28 protein-coding genes are annotated in these 15802 nt (G+C 51.8%); 3 read left to right on the top strand and 25 right to left on the bottom strand.

Going from position 1 to position 15802, the window contains the following annotated elements:
- Nucleotides 1–4: 4 nt before the first annotated feature.
- From NFS35_RS23390 to NFS35_RS23285, 23 genes are all read right to left on the bottom strand, one after another.
- On the bottom strand, nucleotides 5–1258 hold the full coding sequence (locus NFS35_RS23390; RefSeq protein WP_251209470.1) for a ParB/RepB/Spo0J family partition protein: 1254 nt from the start codon (nucleotides 1256–1258) through the stop codon (nucleotides 5–7).
- A gap of 32 nt (nucleotides 1259–1290) precedes the next feature.
- Entirely contained in the window at nucleotides 1291–2079 is a 789-nt protein-coding gene (locus NFS35_RS23385) for a ParA family protein (protein WP_251209469.1), read from the bottom strand.
- Between the two features lie 49 nt (nucleotides 2080–2128).
- A complete protein-coding gene (locus NFS35_RS23380) occupies nucleotides 2129–2740 on the bottom strand; it encodes a hypothetical protein (RefSeq protein WP_251209468.1) in 612 nt (203 codons plus the stop codon).
- Between the two features lie 110 nt (nucleotides 2741–2850).
- Nucleotides 2851–3072, bottom strand: coding sequence for a hypothetical protein (locus NFS35_RS23375; protein ID WP_251209467.1), 222 nt, complete (start codon nucleotides 3070–3072; stop codon nucleotides 2851–2853).
- Nucleotides 3072–3275 carry a hypothetical protein gene (locus NFS35_RS23370; protein WP_251209466.1) on the bottom strand — a complete coding sequence of 68 codons (204 nt, stop codon included), beginning with the start codon at nucleotides 3273–3275 and terminating at the stop codon, nucleotides 3072–3074. The genes NFS35_RS23375 and NFS35_RS23370 overlap by 1 nt, the downstream gene beginning before the upstream one ends.
- Nucleotides 3276–3280: 5 nt before the next feature.
- Nucleotides 3281–3682, bottom strand: a complete 402-nt coding sequence (locus tag NFS35_RS23365) for a hypothetical protein (protein ID WP_251209465.1) — start codon at nucleotides 3680–3682, stop codon at nucleotides 3281–3283.
- Nucleotides 3683–3785: 103 nt separating this feature from the next.
- Nucleotides 3786–4034 carry a hypothetical protein gene (locus NFS35_RS23360; RefSeq protein WP_251209464.1) on the bottom strand — a complete coding sequence of 83 codons (249 nt, stop codon included), beginning with the start codon at nucleotides 4032–4034 and terminating at the stop codon, nucleotides 3786–3788.
- 9 nt (nucleotides 4035–4043) lie between these two features.
- Nucleotides 4044–4355, bottom strand: a complete 312-nt coding sequence (locus tag NFS35_RS23355; RefSeq protein ID WP_251209463.1) for a hypothetical protein — start codon at nucleotides 4353–4355, stop codon at nucleotides 4044–4046.
- Nucleotides 4342–4590, bottom strand: coding sequence for a hypothetical protein (locus NFS35_RS23350; RefSeq protein WP_251209462.1), 249 nt, complete (start codon nucleotides 4588–4590; stop codon nucleotides 4342–4344). Before NFS35_RS23350 ends, NFS35_RS23355 begins: the two co-directional genes overlap by 14 nt.
- Nucleotides 4580–4837 carry a hypothetical protein gene (locus NFS35_RS23345; protein WP_251209461.1) on the bottom strand — a complete coding sequence of 86 codons (258 nt, stop codon included), beginning with the start codon at nucleotides 4835–4837 and terminating at the stop codon, nucleotides 4580–4582. Before NFS35_RS23345 ends, NFS35_RS23350 begins: the two co-directional genes overlap by 11 nt.
- On the bottom strand, nucleotides 4812–6251 hold the full coding sequence (gene dcm / locus NFS35_RS23340; protein WP_251209460.1) for a DNA (cytosine-5-)-methyltransferase: 1440 nt from the start codon (nucleotides 6249–6251) through the stop codon (nucleotides 4812–4814). Before dcm ends, NFS35_RS23345 begins: the two co-directional genes overlap by 26 nt.
- A 12-nt stretch (nucleotides 6252–6263) precedes the next feature.
- Complete coding sequence (locus NFS35_RS23335; RefSeq protein ID WP_251209459.1) at nucleotides 6264–7031, bottom strand: Holliday junction resolvase RecU; 768 nt, start codon at nucleotides 7029–7031, stop codon at nucleotides 6264–6266.
- Nucleotides 7028–7609: an HD domain-containing protein gene (locus tag NFS35_RS23330; protein WP_251209458.1), complete on the bottom strand. Its 582-nt coding sequence runs from the start codon at nucleotides 7607–7609 to the stop codon at nucleotides 7028–7030. Before NFS35_RS23330 ends, NFS35_RS23335 begins: the two co-directional genes overlap by 4 nt.
- 2 nt (nucleotides 7610–7611) lie before the next feature.
- Complete coding sequence (locus NFS35_RS23325; protein ID WP_251209457.1) at nucleotides 7612–8040, bottom strand: hypothetical protein; 429 nt, start codon at nucleotides 8038–8040, stop codon at nucleotides 7612–7614.
- 31 nt (nucleotides 8041–8071) lie between these two features.
- The gene (locus NFS35_RS23320) at nucleotides 8072–8380 is read right to left on the bottom strand and encodes a hypothetical protein (protein ID WP_251209456.1); all 309 of its coding nucleotides are present in this window, start codon (nucleotides 8378–8380) and stop codon (nucleotides 8072–8074) included.
- Nucleotides 8377–9249 carry a rolling circle replication-associated protein gene (locus tag NFS35_RS23315; RefSeq protein WP_251209455.1) on the bottom strand — a complete coding sequence of 291 codons (873 nt, stop codon included), beginning with the start codon at nucleotides 9247–9249 and terminating at the stop codon, nucleotides 8377–8379. The genes NFS35_RS23320 and NFS35_RS23315 overlap by 4 nt, the downstream gene beginning before the upstream one ends.
- 319 nt (nucleotides 9250–9568) lie before the next feature.
- The gene (locus NFS35_RS23310) at nucleotides 9569–10543 is read right to left on the bottom strand and encodes a hypothetical protein (RefSeq protein ID WP_251209454.1); all 975 of its coding nucleotides are present in this window, start codon (nucleotides 10541–10543) and stop codon (nucleotides 9569–9571) included.
- A gap of 46 nt (nucleotides 10544–10589) precedes the next feature.
- Complete coding sequence (locus NFS35_RS23305; RefSeq protein ID WP_251209453.1) at nucleotides 10590–11168, bottom strand: HNH endonuclease; 579 nt, start codon at nucleotides 11166–11168, stop codon at nucleotides 10590–10592.
- 19 nt (nucleotides 11169–11187) lie between these two features.
- Complete coding sequence (locus NFS35_RS23300) at nucleotides 11188–12519, bottom strand: phosphoadenosine phosphosulfate reductase domain-containing protein (RefSeq protein ID WP_251209452.1); 1332 nt, start codon at nucleotides 12517–12519, stop codon at nucleotides 11188–11190.
- Between the two features lie 3 nt (nucleotides 12520–12522).
- Nucleotides 12523–12654, bottom strand: coding sequence for a hypothetical protein (locus NFS35_RS29135; protein ID WP_275564731.1), 132 nt, complete (start codon nucleotides 12652–12654; stop codon nucleotides 12523–12525).
- Nucleotides 12655–12824: 170 nt separating this feature from the next.
- On the bottom strand, nucleotides 12825–12974 hold the full coding sequence (locus NFS35_RS23295) for a hypothetical protein (protein ID WP_251209451.1): 150 nt from the start codon (nucleotides 12972–12974) through the stop codon (nucleotides 12825–12827).
- Between the two features lie 15 nt (nucleotides 12975–12989).
- Nucleotides 12990–13181 carry a hypothetical protein gene (locus NFS35_RS23290; protein WP_251209450.1) on the bottom strand — a complete coding sequence of 64 codons (192 nt, stop codon included), beginning with the start codon at nucleotides 13179–13181 and terminating at the stop codon, nucleotides 12990–12992.
- A gap of 219 nt (nucleotides 13182–13400) precedes the next feature.
- Entirely contained in the window at nucleotides 13401–13679 is a 279-nt protein-coding gene (locus NFS35_RS23285; protein ID WP_251209449.1) for a hypothetical protein, read from the bottom strand.
- Between the two features lie 107 nt (nucleotides 13680–13786).
- Here NFS35_RS23285 and NFS35_RS23280 point away from each other — a divergent pair, with 107 nt between their 5' ends.
- Nucleotides 13787–13960 (top strand): hypothetical protein, encoded by a 174-nt coding sequence (locus NFS35_RS23280; RefSeq protein ID WP_251209448.1) that lies wholly within the window; start codon nucleotides 13787–13789, stop codon nucleotides 13958–13960.
- Nucleotides 13961–13980: 20 nt separating this feature from the next.
- Here NFS35_RS23280 and NFS35_RS23275 read toward each other — a convergent pair whose 3' ends face one another.
- Together NFS35_RS23275 and NFS35_RS23270 are read right to left on the bottom strand one after the other, a co-directional pair.
- The gene (locus tag NFS35_RS23275) at nucleotides 13981–14148 is read right to left on the bottom strand and encodes a hypothetical protein (RefSeq protein ID WP_251209447.1); all 168 of its coding nucleotides are present in this window, start codon (nucleotides 14146–14148) and stop codon (nucleotides 13981–13983) included.
- Between the two features lie 34 nt (nucleotides 14149–14182).
- Nucleotides 14183–14356, bottom strand: a complete 174-nt coding sequence (locus NFS35_RS23270) for a hypothetical protein (RefSeq protein WP_251209446.1) — start codon at nucleotides 14354–14356, stop codon at nucleotides 14183–14185.
- A gap of 166 nt (nucleotides 14357–14522) precedes the next feature.
- Between NFS35_RS23270 and NFS35_RS23265 the strand changes: the two genes are divergently transcribed.
- Complete coding sequence (locus NFS35_RS23265) at nucleotides 14523–14888, top strand: helix-turn-helix domain-containing protein (protein WP_251209445.1); 366 nt, start codon at nucleotides 14523–14525, stop codon at nucleotides 14886–14888.
- A gap of 227 nt (nucleotides 14889–15115) precedes the next feature.
- The gene (locus tag NFS35_RS23260) at nucleotides 15116–15799 is read left to right on the top strand and encodes a hypothetical protein (protein ID WP_251209444.1); all 684 of its coding nucleotides are present in this window, start codon (nucleotides 15116–15118) and stop codon (nucleotides 15797–15799) included.
- The last annotated feature ends 3 nt before the right edge of the window (nucleotides 15800–15802 follow it).

The raw sequence follows: 15802 nt of genomic DNA, 5'->3' as shown, positions 1-15802 counted from the left end.
CCTCCTATCCCAGTTTCCTGCCGCACATAGGGCAGCAGTGGAAGACAATGTTTTCCACGTCCCCGGTTTCCTTGCTGATTATCTGCACCATATGGCTTTCGGGGTCATATGCCAGCAGTACATTTCCTTCCGCTGTACTGATTTCCCGGTGGTGATGGGGGTGACAGAATGCACAGCCATGTACCTTTTCCGGCTGCCGCTCCACATACACCACTTTTTCCTGCCCCTCCTGGGGGCTTTCCTGGGGCTTTTCCGCCTCGTTGGTATTTTCCTCCGCCTCTTCCTCTTCCGGCGCTTCCTGGGCTTCCTGGGCGGCTTCCTGTGCCTCTTCCTGGCCTTCCTCTTCCCCTTCCGCCTCCTGTGCGGTTTCCTCTTCGGCCTCTTCCCCTTCCTGGGCTTCCTGGGCCTCCTGGGGGCTTTCCTGGGCCTGCTGCCACGCCTGCTGCCCTTCCTGCTTCCCAAACTCCATCTGCCCCGGTATCTGCTGGGCGTCCTCTTCCTGCCTTTTCAGCGTTTTGGCGTCACTGATCGTCAAGCCTTTGTTCTCCTGGTACAGTTCGTAGGCTCTTTCCTGGTATTCGGCAGACAGGCCGGACAGTTCATAAACCACCGAAATGCCTATGTTGTCCGCCTTGAACTCTTCCATTAACCGGGGGCACAGGTTGTTCTTGATTGCCTTATACCTTCCCAGCTGTGCTTCCTTTATCCCCGTAAACTCTGCCAGTATGGCACGGGTCCGCCCTTCCAGGCTCACTTCCTTCCGCAGTTCCACCACCAGGGCTTCCGTCTGCAATACCTCTTCCATCTTTTCCCAGTCCGTCTTCTCCCGGAAGCCGTTAGCAAAAATCAGCGTCAGCCGGTCCAGAATGGCATTTATGTTCCCCTGCTTTTCCTCTTCCGTCTCCTGGCGGATAACGCACGGCACAAAGCGGAACTTTTTCTGCCCTTCGTCAGCCAGGGCCATGCAGGCCAGGCGGCGGCGGTGCCCGGCCTTAATGCGGTATTTATCCCCGTCCCTCTTCACCAGCAGGGGCTGCAATATGCCCACCAGGGAAATGGACTGTTTTAAATCGTCAATGTTTTCCGTGCTGTAGAAATTCTCTTTTGACGGAATAAGGTCATACACGTCCAGGGTCAGCTGTTCCATGTTCTCCGCCTGCTGCCTGCTGTCCTGTCTGTTCTCCTGGCCGTGTTTTGCCTCTGCCCTTGATCTCTCGCTTAATAACTGGTGTAAATCAAAACCTGTTTTTTTCGCCATCTTTCCTTCCCTCCCTTATGTGTCCAAATCGGTCACATTTCCAGCATTTTCAGATATTCCTTGACCAGTTCCAAATAATCCATGGAAGCTGCGGACCGGCGGGAATATAAGAAGATCGGCAGCCTGGCAAACGTGCTTTCACTTACCTTCCTTGACGCTCTGATCTTTGTATGAAAAATGGGGTATTTCCCATCTGCTTCCAGTTTCTCCGCTCCCTGGGCGTGTGCCTCGTTTTTGGCGTCAAATTTAGTGATAAAACAGCCTCTGAACGTCAAGCCGGGGTTTAAATCCTCCCTGGTGCTTTCGATCTGTTCCGCCAGTTCCGCCAGCCCTTCCGTGGTGTTGTCATCAACTTCCAGCGGGACGATCACGTCATTGCTACAGGCCAGGGCATTTATGGTGGAAATATTTATATCCGGCGCATTGTCGATTACGCAAAAATCATACTGGTCCGCCACTGCTGCCAGCGCCTTCCCTATTCTGGTCTGCTGTGCCCTGGACTGGTCCAGCAGCACTTCCAGGTTTGCTTTCAGCAGTTTCATGTTGGAAGTGATAATGTCCAGGTTCTCAAAATCCGTGTGCTGTACCAGTTCCGCCATTTCCGGGCGGCGGGCGGTCATGATCTCCGCAATGCCTCTGCCGTCCTCACTTCTCCGGCGCAATCCACGGGAAGCGTCCCCCTGTTTATCATTGTCCACCAGCAGGACCCGGAAGTGGAAGACTTCTGCCAGAATGTAGGCAATGGCCACGCTGGAAACCGTTTTTGCCACCCCGCCTTTCAAGTTGATTACAGACAAAACCCTCATTTTCTTTCCGTTCATGTGTTACCACCTTTCTGCCCGTTTTGCCGATAGCCCAGCTTTGTTTTATTTATTTCTCTTCGCAGAGAATGTGCATACATAACAGCCCTTTAATTGCCGTTGGTATGTCATACGGGACGGTGCCCGTCTCATTGCATTTGTCCAGCATTGCGGTGATACCAGCCAGCTGCCAGTCCTCTATATCGTTTTCCGGGTTTCTGATAAAATTGATAGCGTCCCTGGTTTCCTTCATGCAGGTTTTCATGACCCTGGCATTGTTTGCGCTGGTATCAATGTACATAACCTGCTTTCCGGGATTTTCCTTGCACTCTTTTTCAAACTCCGCCCTGGCCTTCTCGCCTCTTTCCTCTTCATTGAACATTTCATCAGCAAACCAGTACAGCCATTTGCAAAGCCTGGTATACACCTTTTTCCGCTCTTCGGCGTTCTTCGGTTCCTCTTTGGGTGCCTCTGCAACATATTTGCGGCTTTCGCTGTGCTTCGTACTCCAAAATTCCGTTTCGCCGTTTTCCGTGATCTCCCAGAATGTGTTGCCGTCCTTACAGCAGAATGTTTTATGGTTCCTGCCGTATTCGTCCATGTCGGTATACTCTTTGTATTCCCTGCCCTTGATGATCTCTAACTTTGCCGCCTCATACTCTGCAAAAGATACTCTTTCCATTCCTGTTCCCTCCGTGTGGTCTGTTTTGTTATGCTCTTATTATATACTTCCGTAAGTATATATTCAATAGGCGTATTGTACAAAGTTACGGAAGTATATTTGTGCAAGTCTTATACTTCCGTAACACGGAATACCGTTTCCCCCACACGCTCCACCCGGCCTGTGATCTGTTCCTGGTGCCCGCTGTTGTCCAGTTCGTACAGGAAAACCACCCGGCCTGTCTTAAGGCTATGTACTGTCAGAATGTCCGTAATGGTCTTGCTTGTGCCCTCTTTTAAGATACTGTCCCCCAGTTCAAAAGGACAGACCGCCATAAATGCCGCTTTCTGCATTATTCCGCCCCCTGTTCTGCCTGCCGCTCCCTGGCCCGTCTCTCACGCTCTGCCGCCTCTGCCACTTTGGGCTGTATCCTGTTTATCAGTTCCAGCTGCCGGGTCAGCCAGCTGCTTCCCTGCCTGGGTGCCGCCTGCTGCCTGGAAGCCTGCTGCGGCGCTCCGTGCTTCCGTTTATAGTGCTTCTTTTTCTTCTTTGCCATCTGCCCTATTTCCTCCTTTTGGGGCGGTATTTCCTCTTTGTGGCACGTTCCCGCCGCCTCTTCTGAAATTCCGCCTCCCTGGCCTGCCTTACGGCTTTTTCCGTCCTCTCATGGTCTATGTTGTCTTCCTCTTCCTGCAAGACTTCCAAAACCTCCACCTGGTCATGGTTAAACGTGTATACGCCGCCCGGCTCATACCTTCCGGCTTCCCAGTCCCCGCAGAAACCTTCAAAGTCATCACGGTATGCAGGGAACGGGCTGTACTGTTCCGCATGGTACATGGCCAGCTTCACCCTTTCGTCAATGCTTTTCTCCCAGCTGTAAAGGTGCCAGCAGCTGTGATGATCGTATGACCAGGAAGAAAGAAGCAGTTCCAGGCCGTTGAAATACTGATCAGCCTTCTGCATATTCTTAAAATCTCTTCCAGTAAATCCCTGCCCCTTCCATTCTTCCCTGTATTCCTTCCAGTCCCTGTATGGTATATTGATTTTCGCCCGCACTATTTTGGGCTTATACTGTCTTTCCTACTCCTTCATTGCCCTTTTTCCTTTCCAGCCGGTCCGCAATCCGCAGAATGGCCTCCATTGATCTTTTTATATTGCCGTCCGTGTTCGCCGTGATCTTCAACACTTCCGCTATGTCCCGCAGTTCCTGTGCCTCTTCCCCTTCCGCCTGCTGCCCTGGGCAGACAATGCAGGCTATGCTGTCACGGCAGGAGAACGGGCAGGCCATACAGTCTTTTTGTGTTTTTCCCGCCATAGTCTCCACCTACTCCCAGCCTTCCAGTTTTTCCACCCTCCTGGTCAAGTTCCGCTCCCTCTCCATTAAATCCAGAACCTGCTGCGGGGTCAGCCCCGTGGCCTCATACGCATTCAGTTTCCTTGCGGCCTGGTTTACAGACACGCCTTTCCGCAGGACCGGCTTTCCTTCGTTCTGGCTCCGCTCCGTCAAGAGGCGGGGTTTTTTGTTCCCAGGGGTTTTCTTCTCCCTCTGCCGCCCGGCATTCACCTGGGGCATGGCCTTTTTTATGTATCCATATTCCGGGACAATCTTTTTCATAGCGCCGTTAATCACACTCATGGGCTTCCCCCTTTGCCTTAATCCGCATAAAACGGAACATGAAAGTTTCATCATGGATAATACGGGGTTCCCCGTCCTCGTTAATGACAAGTACGTCAAGGAACGTGGGGGCCGGCATAATCCCGGTGCTGTTCTCTTCCCGCTCCCTGCTGTCCTTCCAGATCATGTGCATTTCCAGGGCGGCATACACCCGGCCTTTATATGCCACCTCGTACCCCTTTATATCAATTCCCATTATCTCCAAAACCTCCTTTTGCTTTTTTCATGTACTCTTCCCATGTCTCGCAGTCAAATTCCTGGCACTCTTCATTGAATGCCAGGTGAAGGAACTTCCCGCACTTTGGGCAGATTCCGTGCCCCAGGAACGGTGCAAGCCCTATTTCCTGGGCAATGCTTTTGCATATATACAGATCGCCCCCGCAGGCAGGGCAAATTCCCTTGTATCGTGGCCTGGTGTCATGTGCCTGGTCTTTCCTGCCCACTTCCGCCCCTCCTTTCCCTGTCCACCTTGCATATGCCTATAAAAACCCTTTCAGCGCACGGAACCGCAATGCTGTTTCCCAGCGCCATATACCTTGCATTGTCGGACATTTCTTTCCCGCTGGCCCCGTACATGGTCCACCCGTCCGGGAACCCGTCCAGGCGCTCACATTCTGTCGGGGTCAGACGGCGGACCCGGTATTTCACCGTCTGGGCAATCTTCTTTATGGCTTCCACCACTATGGTTTCACTGCCTCCGCCTGCTGCCCCACGGCTCTTTTTCAGCGTCCCCACCCCTTCTTTAAACTCCGCATATCCGTTCTGGGTGTATCCCACCACCACTGCCGCCTGCTGCTGTGAAGTAAGCGTGGGCGTCTTTTCCTCCGTGTAGCTTATCCCGCCGACTTTTGGGCTTGCTTTGTGAAGCATACCTGCCGCATATACCACGGCATGGCGGTCATTCGTTGTAAGCGTGGGGGCGGTATCCTGGTTTATTCCCAGCTGGTTCCCGCCGTTTTCCTCGCTCCGCCCTATGACATTCCCGGCTATGGTATACACGGGCAGGAGATAAAGCCCTGTTTTCCCTCCGCCCCCGCCAGCCCTGCCCATCAATGTGACGCTTTTCTTTGCGTTTATATATATCCTGTCCGCCGTCCTGCCGAAATCCAGTGTCAGCTGGCCGTCTGGCTCTTCTGCCAGTCCTCCGCTATCCGTTCCAGCAGCGCTATTTTCAAGATCAACGGCACTTCCTTCTGGCGTTTCTCCGCCCGTTGCAGGATACCCCAGCAGGCTTTCGCACTCAAAAAGTATTTGTCCGGCGTCTCCGCCTCCAAAATCATGGACAAGATAGATTCTCTTTCTACGTTGGGGGACTCCCCAAAATTGAGCGTCAAGCCTTCTCCATGCTGTAGTATGCAGTTCCCCCCCTGGTCCCCTAACTCCAACCATTCCGGCTGCCGCCCACTTTCCACTTGCAGGCATTGGAATATTACTTTCTGTGATCTCTTCAAGGACCCGCCGGAAATCCTCTCCTTTATTGCTTGAAAAAGCCCCGGCCACGTTTTCCCAGATAATATATTTTGGGTATTGTCCATTTGTCTTTTCCCTCATTTCCCGTATAATCCGCACCGCCTCCAGGAATAGCCCGGAACGGGACCCGGACAGCCCGGCCTGCTTCCCGGCCACGCTTAAGTCCTGGCACGGGCTGCCGAAACTGATAATGTCCACCGGGGGTATCTCCGCCCCGTTTATCCTGGTTATGTCTCCCAGCCGGATTGCCTTTGGAAAATGCCTTGTTGAAATGTCAATGCAGTTTTCTTCAATCTCGCTGGTCCATACCGTTTCTATGCCCTGTCCGGACGCCGCAAGCGGAAAGCCTGCTATACCGTCAAACAAACTCCCTAAAGTCAGCCCCATGCCTCCGCCTCCTTAATTCCCGTAACGCTCCGTGAACCACCTGGCATATACCCTGGCCATATCCTCTATGTCCTCACATTCCGTATAGTCAGCGCCGCATATGGCGGCTTCCAGCGTGGTTTCCAGGAATGCGTCCTGCTTCTCTTCGTCCTGTGCCCCGATAATGTCAATAATCCGGCCTGCCGTCTCTACTCCCATGACGGCTTCCAGCTTCACCTGCCGTTCATGGCGGTTTGCAAGGCGGGCCATTTCCTCCTGGGCCAGTTCGCTTTTGTAGTCCAGGAAAAGGCAATGCCCGTTGAACTTTACCTGGAAGGCTTCCAGATCAGCCGCCGTCATGTACTTGTGCCCATAGATTTCTTTCATCTTCCGCCAGGTGCCCCAGGGCACAAAGCCGAACACGTCACCAATACCCACGCATACCCCGGCCACTGCACCTGCTGCCCAGTGCCGTTCTAAGCTGTCCCACTGGGTCTTTGTGATCACGGACTGTAAAATCCTGTCCGTGCTGGTATACTTCGCCTCAAAGCATATTGCCTGGCCTCCCCGCAGGGTGCCCATGAAATCCGGCTGTGCATTTGCGGTGAAACGGCCTGTGAAAGTCCCGTCCCTGCCTGTGCCTGTCGTTCTGAACGGCTCCGGGATTTTCTCCACGATTGCCCGCCCGGTATCCCTGTAATACGCACACGCTCCGTTTATGTACCCTTCAAAGAAATGGCCCTGGGCATTGTTCTTCATTGCCTGCCAGCTTTTATTTGTCCGTGGCTTTCGTCTGTTCATTCTGCCTGCCCTCCCTTCCTGGCCAGCCAGGTGTCTTCCATGTCCGCCAGGTGGACCATGACCGCCAGCGGGTATTTTGCCCAGGCGTCTGAAAGACTGTGGCCGTCCGTCCTGGCCCTGGCGTCAAATCCGCCCATATGCCAGTTAATTGCCATGATCTCTTCGTCCGTCAGCCAGATATAACGCATAATCAGCATAACCGACTTTTCCCCGTGCCCCGCCGGAAACTGGTTAGCATACCCCCAGCACTCCACCTGCTGCCATTTCCCGTTTGCGTCCTTCTGGTTCTTTGTCTGCTTTGTGTAGAAATCCGCCTTGCATACGTCATGCAAAAGCCCCACTATGGCGATACTGTCCAGGTCATACCCCACGGCACGTTTTAACAGGTTCTCATATACCCCCAGGGAATGTTCCAGCAGGCCGCATTCATGCGCCCCATGGTACTTTGCACTGGCCGGGGCCGTGTAAAAATCCGTTGTTTCCAGCCAGCCCAGCAGGTCTTCCATGCCCTGGCGCTTCACACTCCGCAGGATTGCCCTAAAAGCCGTTATCATTTCTTCTTTGCTGTGTCCTCTCACTTTCATACCTCCATTTTCAGATATTGCCACGATTGCGGCGGGCGGCTTATGCCGTATGCTTCCAGCGGTATGGGCTTTTCATACTCCTGGACTTCGGATATTATCCAGCCCCACATGGGCCTGCCGCTGTTCCCCGCATATTCTTTCAGCTGTTCCTTTTTCAGACAGCTTGCCACCTGTACGTTGTATTCCCCTGCCGTGCCGCATACGCTCTGCACCTCCGGCAGGGTTCTGATCTTCTGCACACCTGGGCAGTTAAATTCCCCGCATATCCCCACGCCTCCCGTGATATACACCAGCACCCGCAGGGGCCACTTTTCCGGCGCTATATGGGGATACGTTTTTCTGATTTCCAGCAGCTTTTCCCTGGAAACCATTTTCTTCCACCAGCGGTCATGTAAAGACAAGATCACCGTTATCCTGCTGTCCACCTTCCTTTTCCTCCTTCCCGGCCTTAATTCATCATGCCTCCCCTTCTAACACAATCCTGGTATAGATCAGCATTTCCAGGTCACTGAACCGAAAATCGCTTATGTTTTCCACTGCCACTTCCGTTTTAGGCTTCTGCTGGCTTCCCAGATACTTTCCCCTGTTCTCTTTTCGGAAAATATCTGTGGCCAGGCCGAACCGCTTCACTTCCCTGCCTGCGTCAATTTCATCATGGTACTGGATACAGGCCACATACCCCCGGTATATCTCCCGCCCGTCCGCCTCCTGTATGATTAGGCGGTCACTATGTACCGCCCTTTTCAGCATATCCCCCAGCGTCACTTCTGCTTCCCTCCCTTCCCTTTAGGCTTTTTCTTTTTGGGCTTCTTTGCCTTGCGCCACATTTTTAAATAAATACTCCACCCTGTTTCCTCATAAAATTCCGTCTTAATCTCACTGATCGTATAATCCGGGAACTGTTTTTCAAAATATGCCTGCCCCATATCATTGGACTTTGCCAGGTCCTCCACTCTCTTCTTGCTATACTTGTGGTCAGCGTCCGGCTGCCTCACTGGCCGTTCCAGGTTCCGGGAAGATGACCAGCGCTTTTTCCCATTGGGGTTCTTTGTCACATACATGCACAGGGCTTCTATGCCGTTCTTATCCACCTGCAAGCGGTCCGCATTGACCCACCCCATCTTCCTCACCTGGTCCATATACTGGGGGTCTGTATTGTACTTGTTCCAGTTTATCCGCTCCGCCGTCCACATCATTTCCACTTCGTCCCGGCTCATGCCCCCGTTCATGATTATGTGGTGGTGTATCCTGGTGATCTTCTCCCCGTCCTTGCTGTAGCCGTACTCTGTCACCAGTATGTATTTTAAAGGGGGCAGGTTCAGCTTTTTCCGCCTGTAGGCAATCCGCCGCAGGTAATTCCCCACCACCCGTTCTGCCTCTTCCTCTGTCTCCGGCAGTTCTTCATCTGCATATGTACAGGTGACATGCAGATCACCTATTCCAAAATTTCCGTTCCCCAGCTGTACCAGATACCTCCTTGCATTTTTATCATTCAAGTCTTTCTGCTTTGGCTCTGTAACCTTCTGCCGCTTCCCCCTCTTCCCTTTAACCGCTCTTTCCGCATTATCCGTCCTGGGGATTATGTCAACCTCTCTATAGTCCCGGCAGTCCACTTTCTTTTCCCGATAAAACATTTTCTGCCTGCCTTCCCTTGTACCAGGGGCAGGGGTATTCTTACCAGGCCAGCAGGGGTTCCCCCTCCTGTACTACTCCCTTATATTCACCTCATTGACAGATACATATACTTCCGTAATTATTCGCTATGGTAAGAATGTTAATACCCCATACAAGCCCGCTTTCCGGGTAATTTTCCCGGATTTTGCTTGCCTTTTGCCTGCCAACATGGTACAATATAAGTGTGATTTATATATCTGTTGGCAAAAAGCCTTGACCGTGTTTCCCGGCACTGTCAAGGCTTTTTTCTTGCTTGTTTTGGCTGCTTGCGGGGCGTTGTCACGCCCCGATCAGTTTATCCGTGATCTGTTTCCAGTCTTTCACATACAAAGCGGAACGGAAGCCGATGTGCACACTGACGCCGGAACGGGGGGCGTCCAGAGAGACAGCGGACGCCCCGGCGCCGGAAGTGTGGTAGAAACCCGACCCCCGGAACGGCACAGCTTCTGCCAGTTCGCTGTCTACATATATGCCGTCTTTGCGCTCCCTGTAGTCCGGCGGCAGGATAGCAAGGTCAAAAATGATCTGCGGTATACTTTCCAGGCCGTCAACCCTTATGTCACGCATATGCACCCCGTCCCAGCCTTCCTCTGCCTGGCCTGTGGTGATGACCACGCCGTTACCGCCGGAAAGATAGATAGGCTTCCCGTCCTCCGTCTCCGCCTGCTGCCAGGCGGCGCTTTCCCTGGCCGTGTTTACCGCTGCGGCGTCATTGTTGGGGATATACTCCACACGGCCTTTTTGCAGGCGCAAGCCTGTTACCATCTCCCATACATTGCCTTTCAGCCCGTATATGCCGCCCTCCGTGTGGTCATGGCTCCACGTCACCGGGTCAAGCCCCGTCAGCGTCCGGCGTCCGTCATATGTAACGCCCTTTTCCTCCGGGTGGTCATAATCCCGGCCGCAATTCGTGTTCCCATGCGGCTCCGTGCCCAGGTCCCGGCTTTCCGCCAGCAGATAGGCGTATTCCGTATTGGTCAGCAGGTGCCAGCCCTCCCCCTTCTCCCGGCAGGCTCTGGCGGCGCTGTCCTGGTCAATCTGTGTCCAGGGTTCCCGATACGGCAGGGAATAAGGTATGCCCTGTATATTGGTATTGTGGAACTGGGAAATTAAAATAGCGTCCACAACCTCCCCGCATACCACGAACATGGGCGGGGCCTGTTCCGGGTCCTTGCTTCCGGTCCAGGAAAATGCCGCCATATAGTTGGGCACCCCGTTTTCGTCCTTAATGATCAGTTTCTGTCTTCTTACCATTTGTCTGGCCCTCCATTCATTTTTTATCTGAACCCCTGGCGGGGTATCATTCCACTGTATTTTTCTTTCTTCCCGGCTTTACGTCCTCAAAGCGGTATGTGAAGCCGTCCAGGGCATAGGGGTTCTTCACTTTCCCGTTGCACCGGTCCAGTACCGTCTGATAACTCATGTGGTTAGCTTTTGCCGCCTCCCTGGCCGATCTGTAAACCTCCACGTCCCTGCCGTCCCTGTCCACTTTAAAGACGGTCTTTCTTTTGCTGCTCATGTGCCCCGTAAGCCTGCCCAGGCTCACCCGGTCAATGAACCCGATATTTTCCAGGCGGTTATCCCAGATATTCCTGTTGATATGATACGGCACCTTGCTTTCCGGCCATGTTCCGTACCAGGCCATTGCCATGATTGTTAAAAGCGGTACTTCCGTGCTTTTCCCGTCCTTTGTCAGTTTGACAAAAAGCCTCTGCCGGAACTTCCTTCCGCTCTTCCTGTATGCGGTCATGTCCCGCACCAGGCCGGAAGGGAAGACACGGCGCACGTCAGCTATTCGGTTCACCTGGTATTTTCCGCCGTATCCGGGAATGTCCCGCCACCAGTCCGGCCCGTTGTCCTCTGGTATGTATGCCTTCATGCCTGCTGCCCTCCCAGCGTCAACATGGCCCGCCCTCTGCCCCGCCAAATGCCCCGGCAGGGAACCGCCAGTTTTCTGTATACATGCGTTCCGCAGGGAAAAACCCTGTCTTGATCTCTTCTATAGCCTCCTGGTCCCAGTAAACGCAACTTTCAGCGCCGCCTATATAGGTTTCCAGGTCTTTTTTATTATCCAGGGTGAAGCCCAGCGTTTCTTCGTCACGCTTCACCGCCTCCACCTCTTCCGGGAATATGTCCCGTATCCCCGCCCAGTGTTTGGGCAGGGAGAATATGCACATCATACAGCTGCACCTGTTCCAGCCCGCCCTATAGCAGGAATGCGGGGTCACTTTATGCCTTTTGATGATCTCCCATATATCCCTTTCGCTGTGGTCTATCACTGGCCGCCACTGGTGAACCAGCCGCCGGGCCTTTTTAAATGCAAATGTGCGGTGTAATTCCATTTCATTCAGTTTGGAACGGCAGCTGCTTTCCCCTCTCCGTTCCCCGGATACCACCAGAATTTTGGTATTCGCTTTGGTCTTCTCCAAATTCGCCGTGACGCTGCCCTGTACCTGCATTTTCAGCGCCCCACTGCACCAGCGCCCAGACTGTGGGCTGCTCTTTGCAGGAAACTTCATTCTTTTCCCTATCAGTTCCAGATCAGAAATACTTTCCAGGTTTCTGATTGTGCTTTCCGCCACCATAACTTTCAGATAGGCACTGCACCAGCGTGTTGCCAGGCTCCCTGCTTTCGCAGGGAATTTCATTCTGTAGCCATACTCTTTCAGTTCCTGGACGTCCTTTTCCTCCGCTATCCCTTCCAGTATCTTTTCCCGCAGTTCGTCACTTCTTTTCTGCTTGTCGGACAGCGGCACCGTGGCCACCTGCCCTTCGTCATCTTCATACTGCACAGGCCAGGAAGCGCCCTGGCGGTACACTTCGCCCCAGAACCCGTTCACCCTCCAGGATTTCCGCAGGTGAACCCCTTCCGCCTCTGCAAATGCCTTTACATATGACTGGGTGACTGGCCAGTCCATGCGCCTGTCCGGGTGCCCTCCGTCAATGTCATGGTGCCACAGTTCTATCTTTTCTTTGGGCACTCCCCATTCCAGCAATTTCAGATATGCCGCCAGGCTGTCTTTGCCGCCGGAAAAAAGGACAATGATCAGATCATAGTTTTCCAGGGGCAAAAGCCGGGGCAGGTATGATTTTTTGTCCGTGGCCGTCTTCCGTTTCCCAGGGACACGGGGGCGGAAGCGCACCTGGCGGCCATATACGGGGCGCTCCTGCCTGCCGTACACCACCGGGGTGTCTTTGGTGCAGTCAGCGTCTTTTATGAAATTAACCATCTTTTATTCCGCCTCCGTTCTTCTGTCTTCCCCTTTCAGCCCGTCCACCTGGTAATCCGGGTGAGTGCTTCCTTCCAGCCAGCCATTTTCCAGGGTCACTTTCGGGCAGCCGGTCCTGTCATATGTAACCGACACTTCCCCATAGTATCCCCAGACGGTGCCGTCATTCAGATATACGGTGACAGTGCCCTAGGGGTCTTCCTGCCGCAGTGCCGTTTTTACGTTCTGAACCAGAAAAACCGCCATCATCACCACCAGAAACCCCAGAAAAAGTGCCGCCGCTTTCCTCTTCACCCTGCCGCCTCCTATCCTGCGGCCCGCACTGGTTCTGCGGGCCGGTCCTTTTCTGTCACTGTTACTGTTATTTTCACCTGTTCCCGTTTTGACAGAATTGCCGCCAGGGCGGTGAAAAAAGCCTGGGCATTGAATGTGCCCTTTACTTCAATTTCTGCCATGCCTGCTGCCCTCCCTTACCCTGCCACGGCAGTGCCAGCCCCCATGCGCTTGCCGAACTGTACGCCCCGCAGGAAAGCCAGCATTTCTTTTTCTTCGCTGTCTCCCAGGGTTCCCAGGAAGTCCAGCATTTCCACGGCTTCCTGCCTGTTGTCCTGGGGTATCATGGTTTCTGTCCGCCCAGTGTTTGCCATATTGTCTTTTGCCATTTTCTGTACCTTCCTTTCTGGCACTGCTGCTGCCACTTTCGCCTTAAAAGCCGCCTGCCCGAAAACCTGTTGACCGTCTACATGCTTTATAGCTGGCATGACCGCTGCCATTTGCAGTGCCTTTTCTTTTGGGTGGCGTCCCTATTGCACCAGACGGGGATTGAACCCGCTCCGCAGGCTTCCACGCCTGCTGCCCCTCCGGCTCCCGGTGCCATATCTCTATATCTCAAAATTGTTCGTTGCTATAGCGAAATTTCTAAGTGCTTCCTTCTGGCCCTCTATAACGTGGTATTCCCTGGCCAGCTGTATGGGCCTGTATCCCTCCCCGGCCTTCACCAGCGTTTCCACCAGTTTTTCCAGACAGCACCAGCGGTTCCCGTCTCCCTTTTCCTGGCATAAGTCCTGCAACTCCTGGAAAATCTCTTTTTGCTTCTGGTCCAGCGCCGTGATCTGTTTATTCCATTCCGTGTACTTCTGCTTTAACTCATTCTTTGTCATGTCCTGCCCCTCCCGGTTTTTAATCCTCTTCTTTTTATTTCCCCTCCCCTCTGCTATACTGTACTTGCCAGCCGTGCCGGGCTGGACTACATAGGGAAGGGGGTGCCATGATGACTGATACTTTCGGTATCAAAAATGCGGCCATTTCTGCCTTGAATGATTTAGGCCGCACCAGTTTTTCCGGGGACGGTTTCACATCTGACCAGATCAACGCCATTGCGGAAGCCATAACAAACGCTATAGCTGCATATGACGAACAAAGGCAGTCCACAGAAAACTGATTTTGGGGTCCTTGCCAGTTTCAGCTGGCAAGGATTTCTTTAATGTGGTTTTTTGCGGTTTCGATTTCAGAAATGATCTTTTCCGCCGCCTGTTTCTCAATTCCTAACAGGTTCACCGTAAGCCATACCCTTTTTTCGGGTCCGTCTTCCAGTAGCACTTCAAATTTTCTGCTTTCCTTTTCGTTCACCCTCTCACCTCCTTCCTGTAGCTGGCCTGCATTCTCATACTGCTGCCGCTGCCAGCTTCGCCTTTTCGATTTTTTGCCTATCTGATAAGGCGGTCATATATGTCCTGGCCAGCACTATGGAATTTTCGTCCAGCGTTTCAAGAATTTTCGCCACTTCCCTTGTGTCGGAAGAAAGCATTTCTTTTCTGGTTTCCTCTGTGGGTTTCATGTTGTCCTCCCTTCTGTAGTTGTTGCTTCATTCGCTTTTTTGTTGCTTATGTTATCATTATAGTTGCGTAAGTTATCATTGTCAACACTTTTTTTAATTTTTTGTTGCGTATGTTTACATTTTGGTGTATGCTAGTATTGCAGCCAATAGAAAGGGGGTGAATTTGATGAATGAGCGTATAAAAGAGTTGCGTACCATGTTGGGACTATCTGCTGAAAAATTCGGCTCTCGTGTAGGTGTTACCCGATCAGCCATTAGCCGCATTGAAAATGGCATTGTAAACGTAACAGAACAAATGATATTGTCCATATGCCGGGAATTTAATGTACGGGAAGAGTGGTTGCGAACTGGCACCGGGGAGATGTTTCTTGATTTCACGGAAGACGAATTTACAAAAGCGGCAGCAATGCTTTCCAATGACGTTTTTGTTAGAGGTCTGATTGTGGAATACTGGAAGCTTGATGATGACAGCAAAAAACTATTCCGGGATTTTATACATAGGCTGTCAGACAATATGCGGGGGCAGGAATAAGCCCCTGCATACCGTCAGTGAAATGCTATTTCAGATACTTAATGAACGTGTAAATCTTAATCAGAATGTTCTTGTCCGAAATAGCGTCAACCATTCTATGAATGGCTGCTTTTAACTCGTCTACCAACATGTTCTTCCCTCCCTTCTCCTTGTGTAATGCCTATTTACGGCATTGTAATTTTAAGTTGCTGGAAGAACACAATACACACATACCATGGAGGTACACAATGAAAAAAATATCTTCTGTCTTTATGCTTTTAATATGTCTGCTACTTTGCTCATGCGGCTCTACTACTCCAAAGTCGGCAGAACTCACCGAAAAATATGATTTTTACAAGTCCAGCATTTCCGGTTTAAAAACTGCAACTGGCGTTACTGCGGAAGAAGCAGACGAAATTTTTATTACCCTCGCTTCTGATTGTGGTGTAGATAGTTTCTTTACGGTATCAAAAAATACTTCTGGCGGTTTTTATAATGTTAATTATGGTTTTAATACCTTAAAGGTATATCTTGATGGTGTCTCTGTTTCCCAAGTCTTTGACGGAAAAGACCAAATATACCCGGAAGCCATACCTCATAATTTCTTGATGGATTTTGAACCGACTACAAAAGACGTGATGAATGGTTCTGGTGATACTGTTTTGGGTCAATATGCCTTTATCCGTATAACGGATGATAACCTTGAAAAAATTACGTCTGAAATGTTAAGGGAATTTGCCGACAATGTAGTTGCAAATTCAGGCTATAATTGGGTATCCATAATAACTTATTCAGACACTGGTATATGTTTTTCTGGTTCTGATGTCTCATCTGCTATTTATGGTAAACTCGATAAGGATGGCAGTGTACTTGAATCATATGGGCTTTGGGTCCGTGATGAAAACGGTAATTATAGCTATACAGAGTCTTGATAT

It is taken from the genome of Acetatifactor aquisgranensis (genome assembly GCF_943193215.1).
GTDB classification, from domain to species: Bacteria; Bacillota; Clostridia; order Lachnospirales; family Lachnospiraceae; genus Acetatifactor; species Acetatifactor aquisgranensis.
This window is presented reverse-complemented; position numbering and strand designations above follow the sequence as displayed.

Coding starts and splice junctions, on each gene's coding strand:
- NFS35_RS23390 (WP_251209470.1), bottom strand. CDS start 1,258: ATGGCGAAAAAAACAGGTTTTGATTTACACCAGTTATTAAGCGAGAGA.
- NFS35_RS23385 (WP_251209469.1), bottom strand. CDS start 2,079: ATGAACGGAAAGAAAATGAGGGTTTTGTCTGTAATCAACTTGAAAGGC.
- NFS35_RS23380 (WP_251209468.1), bottom strand. CDS start 2,740: ATGGAAAGAGTATCTTTTGCAGAGTATGAGGCGGCAAAGTTAGAGATC.
- NFS35_RS23375 (WP_251209467.1), bottom strand. CDS start 3,072: ATGCAGAAAGCGGCATTTATGGCGGTCTGTCCTTTTGAACTGGGGGAC.
- NFS35_RS23370 (WP_251209466.1), bottom strand. CDS start 3,275: ATGGCAAAGAAGAAAAAGAAGCACTATAAACGGAAGCACGGAGCGCCG.
- NFS35_RS23365 (WP_251209465.1), bottom strand. CDS start 3,682: ATGCAGAAGGCTGATCAGTATTTCAACGGCCTGGAACTGCTTCTTTCT.
- NFS35_RS23360 (WP_251209464.1), bottom strand. CDS start 4,034: ATGGCGGGAAAAACACAAAAAGACTGTATGGCCTGCCCGTTCTCCTGC.
- NFS35_RS23355 (WP_251209463.1), bottom strand. CDS start 4,355: ATGAGTGTGATTAACGGCGCTATGAAAAAGATTGTCCCGGAATATGGA.
- NFS35_RS23350 (WP_251209462.1), bottom strand. CDS start 4,590: ATGGGAATTGATATAAAGGGGTACGAGGTGGCATATAAAGGCCGGGTG.
- dcm (WP_251209460.1), bottom strand. CDS start 6,251: ATGGGGCTGACTTTAGGGAGTTTGTTTGACGGTATAGCAGGCTTTCCG.
- NFS35_RS23335 (WP_251209459.1), bottom strand. CDS start 7,031: ATGAACAGACGAAAGCCACGGACAAATAAAAGCTGGCAGGCAATGAAG.
- NFS35_RS23315 (WP_251209455.1), bottom strand. CDS start 9,249: ATGTTTTATCGGGAAAAGAAAGTGGACTGCCGGGACTATAGAGAGGTT.
- NFS35_RS23310 (WP_251209454.1), bottom strand. CDS start 10,543: ATGGTAAGAAGACAGAAACTGATCATTAAGGACGAAAACGGGGTGCCC.
- NFS35_RS23305 (WP_251209453.1), bottom strand. CDS start 11,168: ATGAAGGCATACATACCAGAGGACAACGGGCCGGACTGGTGGCGGGAC.
- NFS35_RS23300 (WP_251209452.1), bottom strand. CDS start 12,519: ATGGTTAATTTCATAAAAGACGCTGACTGCACCAAAGACACCCCGGTG.
- NFS35_RS23295 (WP_251209451.1), bottom strand. CDS start 12,974: ATGGCAGAAATTGAAGTAAAGGGCACATTCAATGCCCAGGCTTTTTTC.
- NFS35_RS23290 (WP_251209450.1), bottom strand. CDS start 13,181: ATGGCAAAAGACAATATGGCAAACACTGGGCGGACAGAAACCATGATA.
- NFS35_RS23285 (WP_251209449.1), bottom strand. CDS start 13,679: ATGACAAAGAATGAGTTAAAGCAGAAGTACACGGAATGGAATAAACAG.
- NFS35_RS23280 (WP_251209448.1), top strand. CDS start 13,787: ATGATGACTGATACTTTCGGTATCAAAAATGCGGCCATTTCTGCCTTG.
- NFS35_RS23270 (WP_251209446.1), bottom strand. CDS start 14,356: ATGAAACCCACAGAGGAAACCAGAAAAGAAATGCTTTCTTCCGACACA.
- NFS35_RS23265 (WP_251209445.1), top strand. CDS start 14,523: ATGAATGAGCGTATAAAAGAGTTGCGTACCATGTTGGGACTATCTGCT.
- NFS35_RS23260 (WP_251209444.1), top strand. CDS start 15,116: ATGAAAAAAATATCTTCTGTCTTTATGCTTTTAATATGTCTGCTACTT.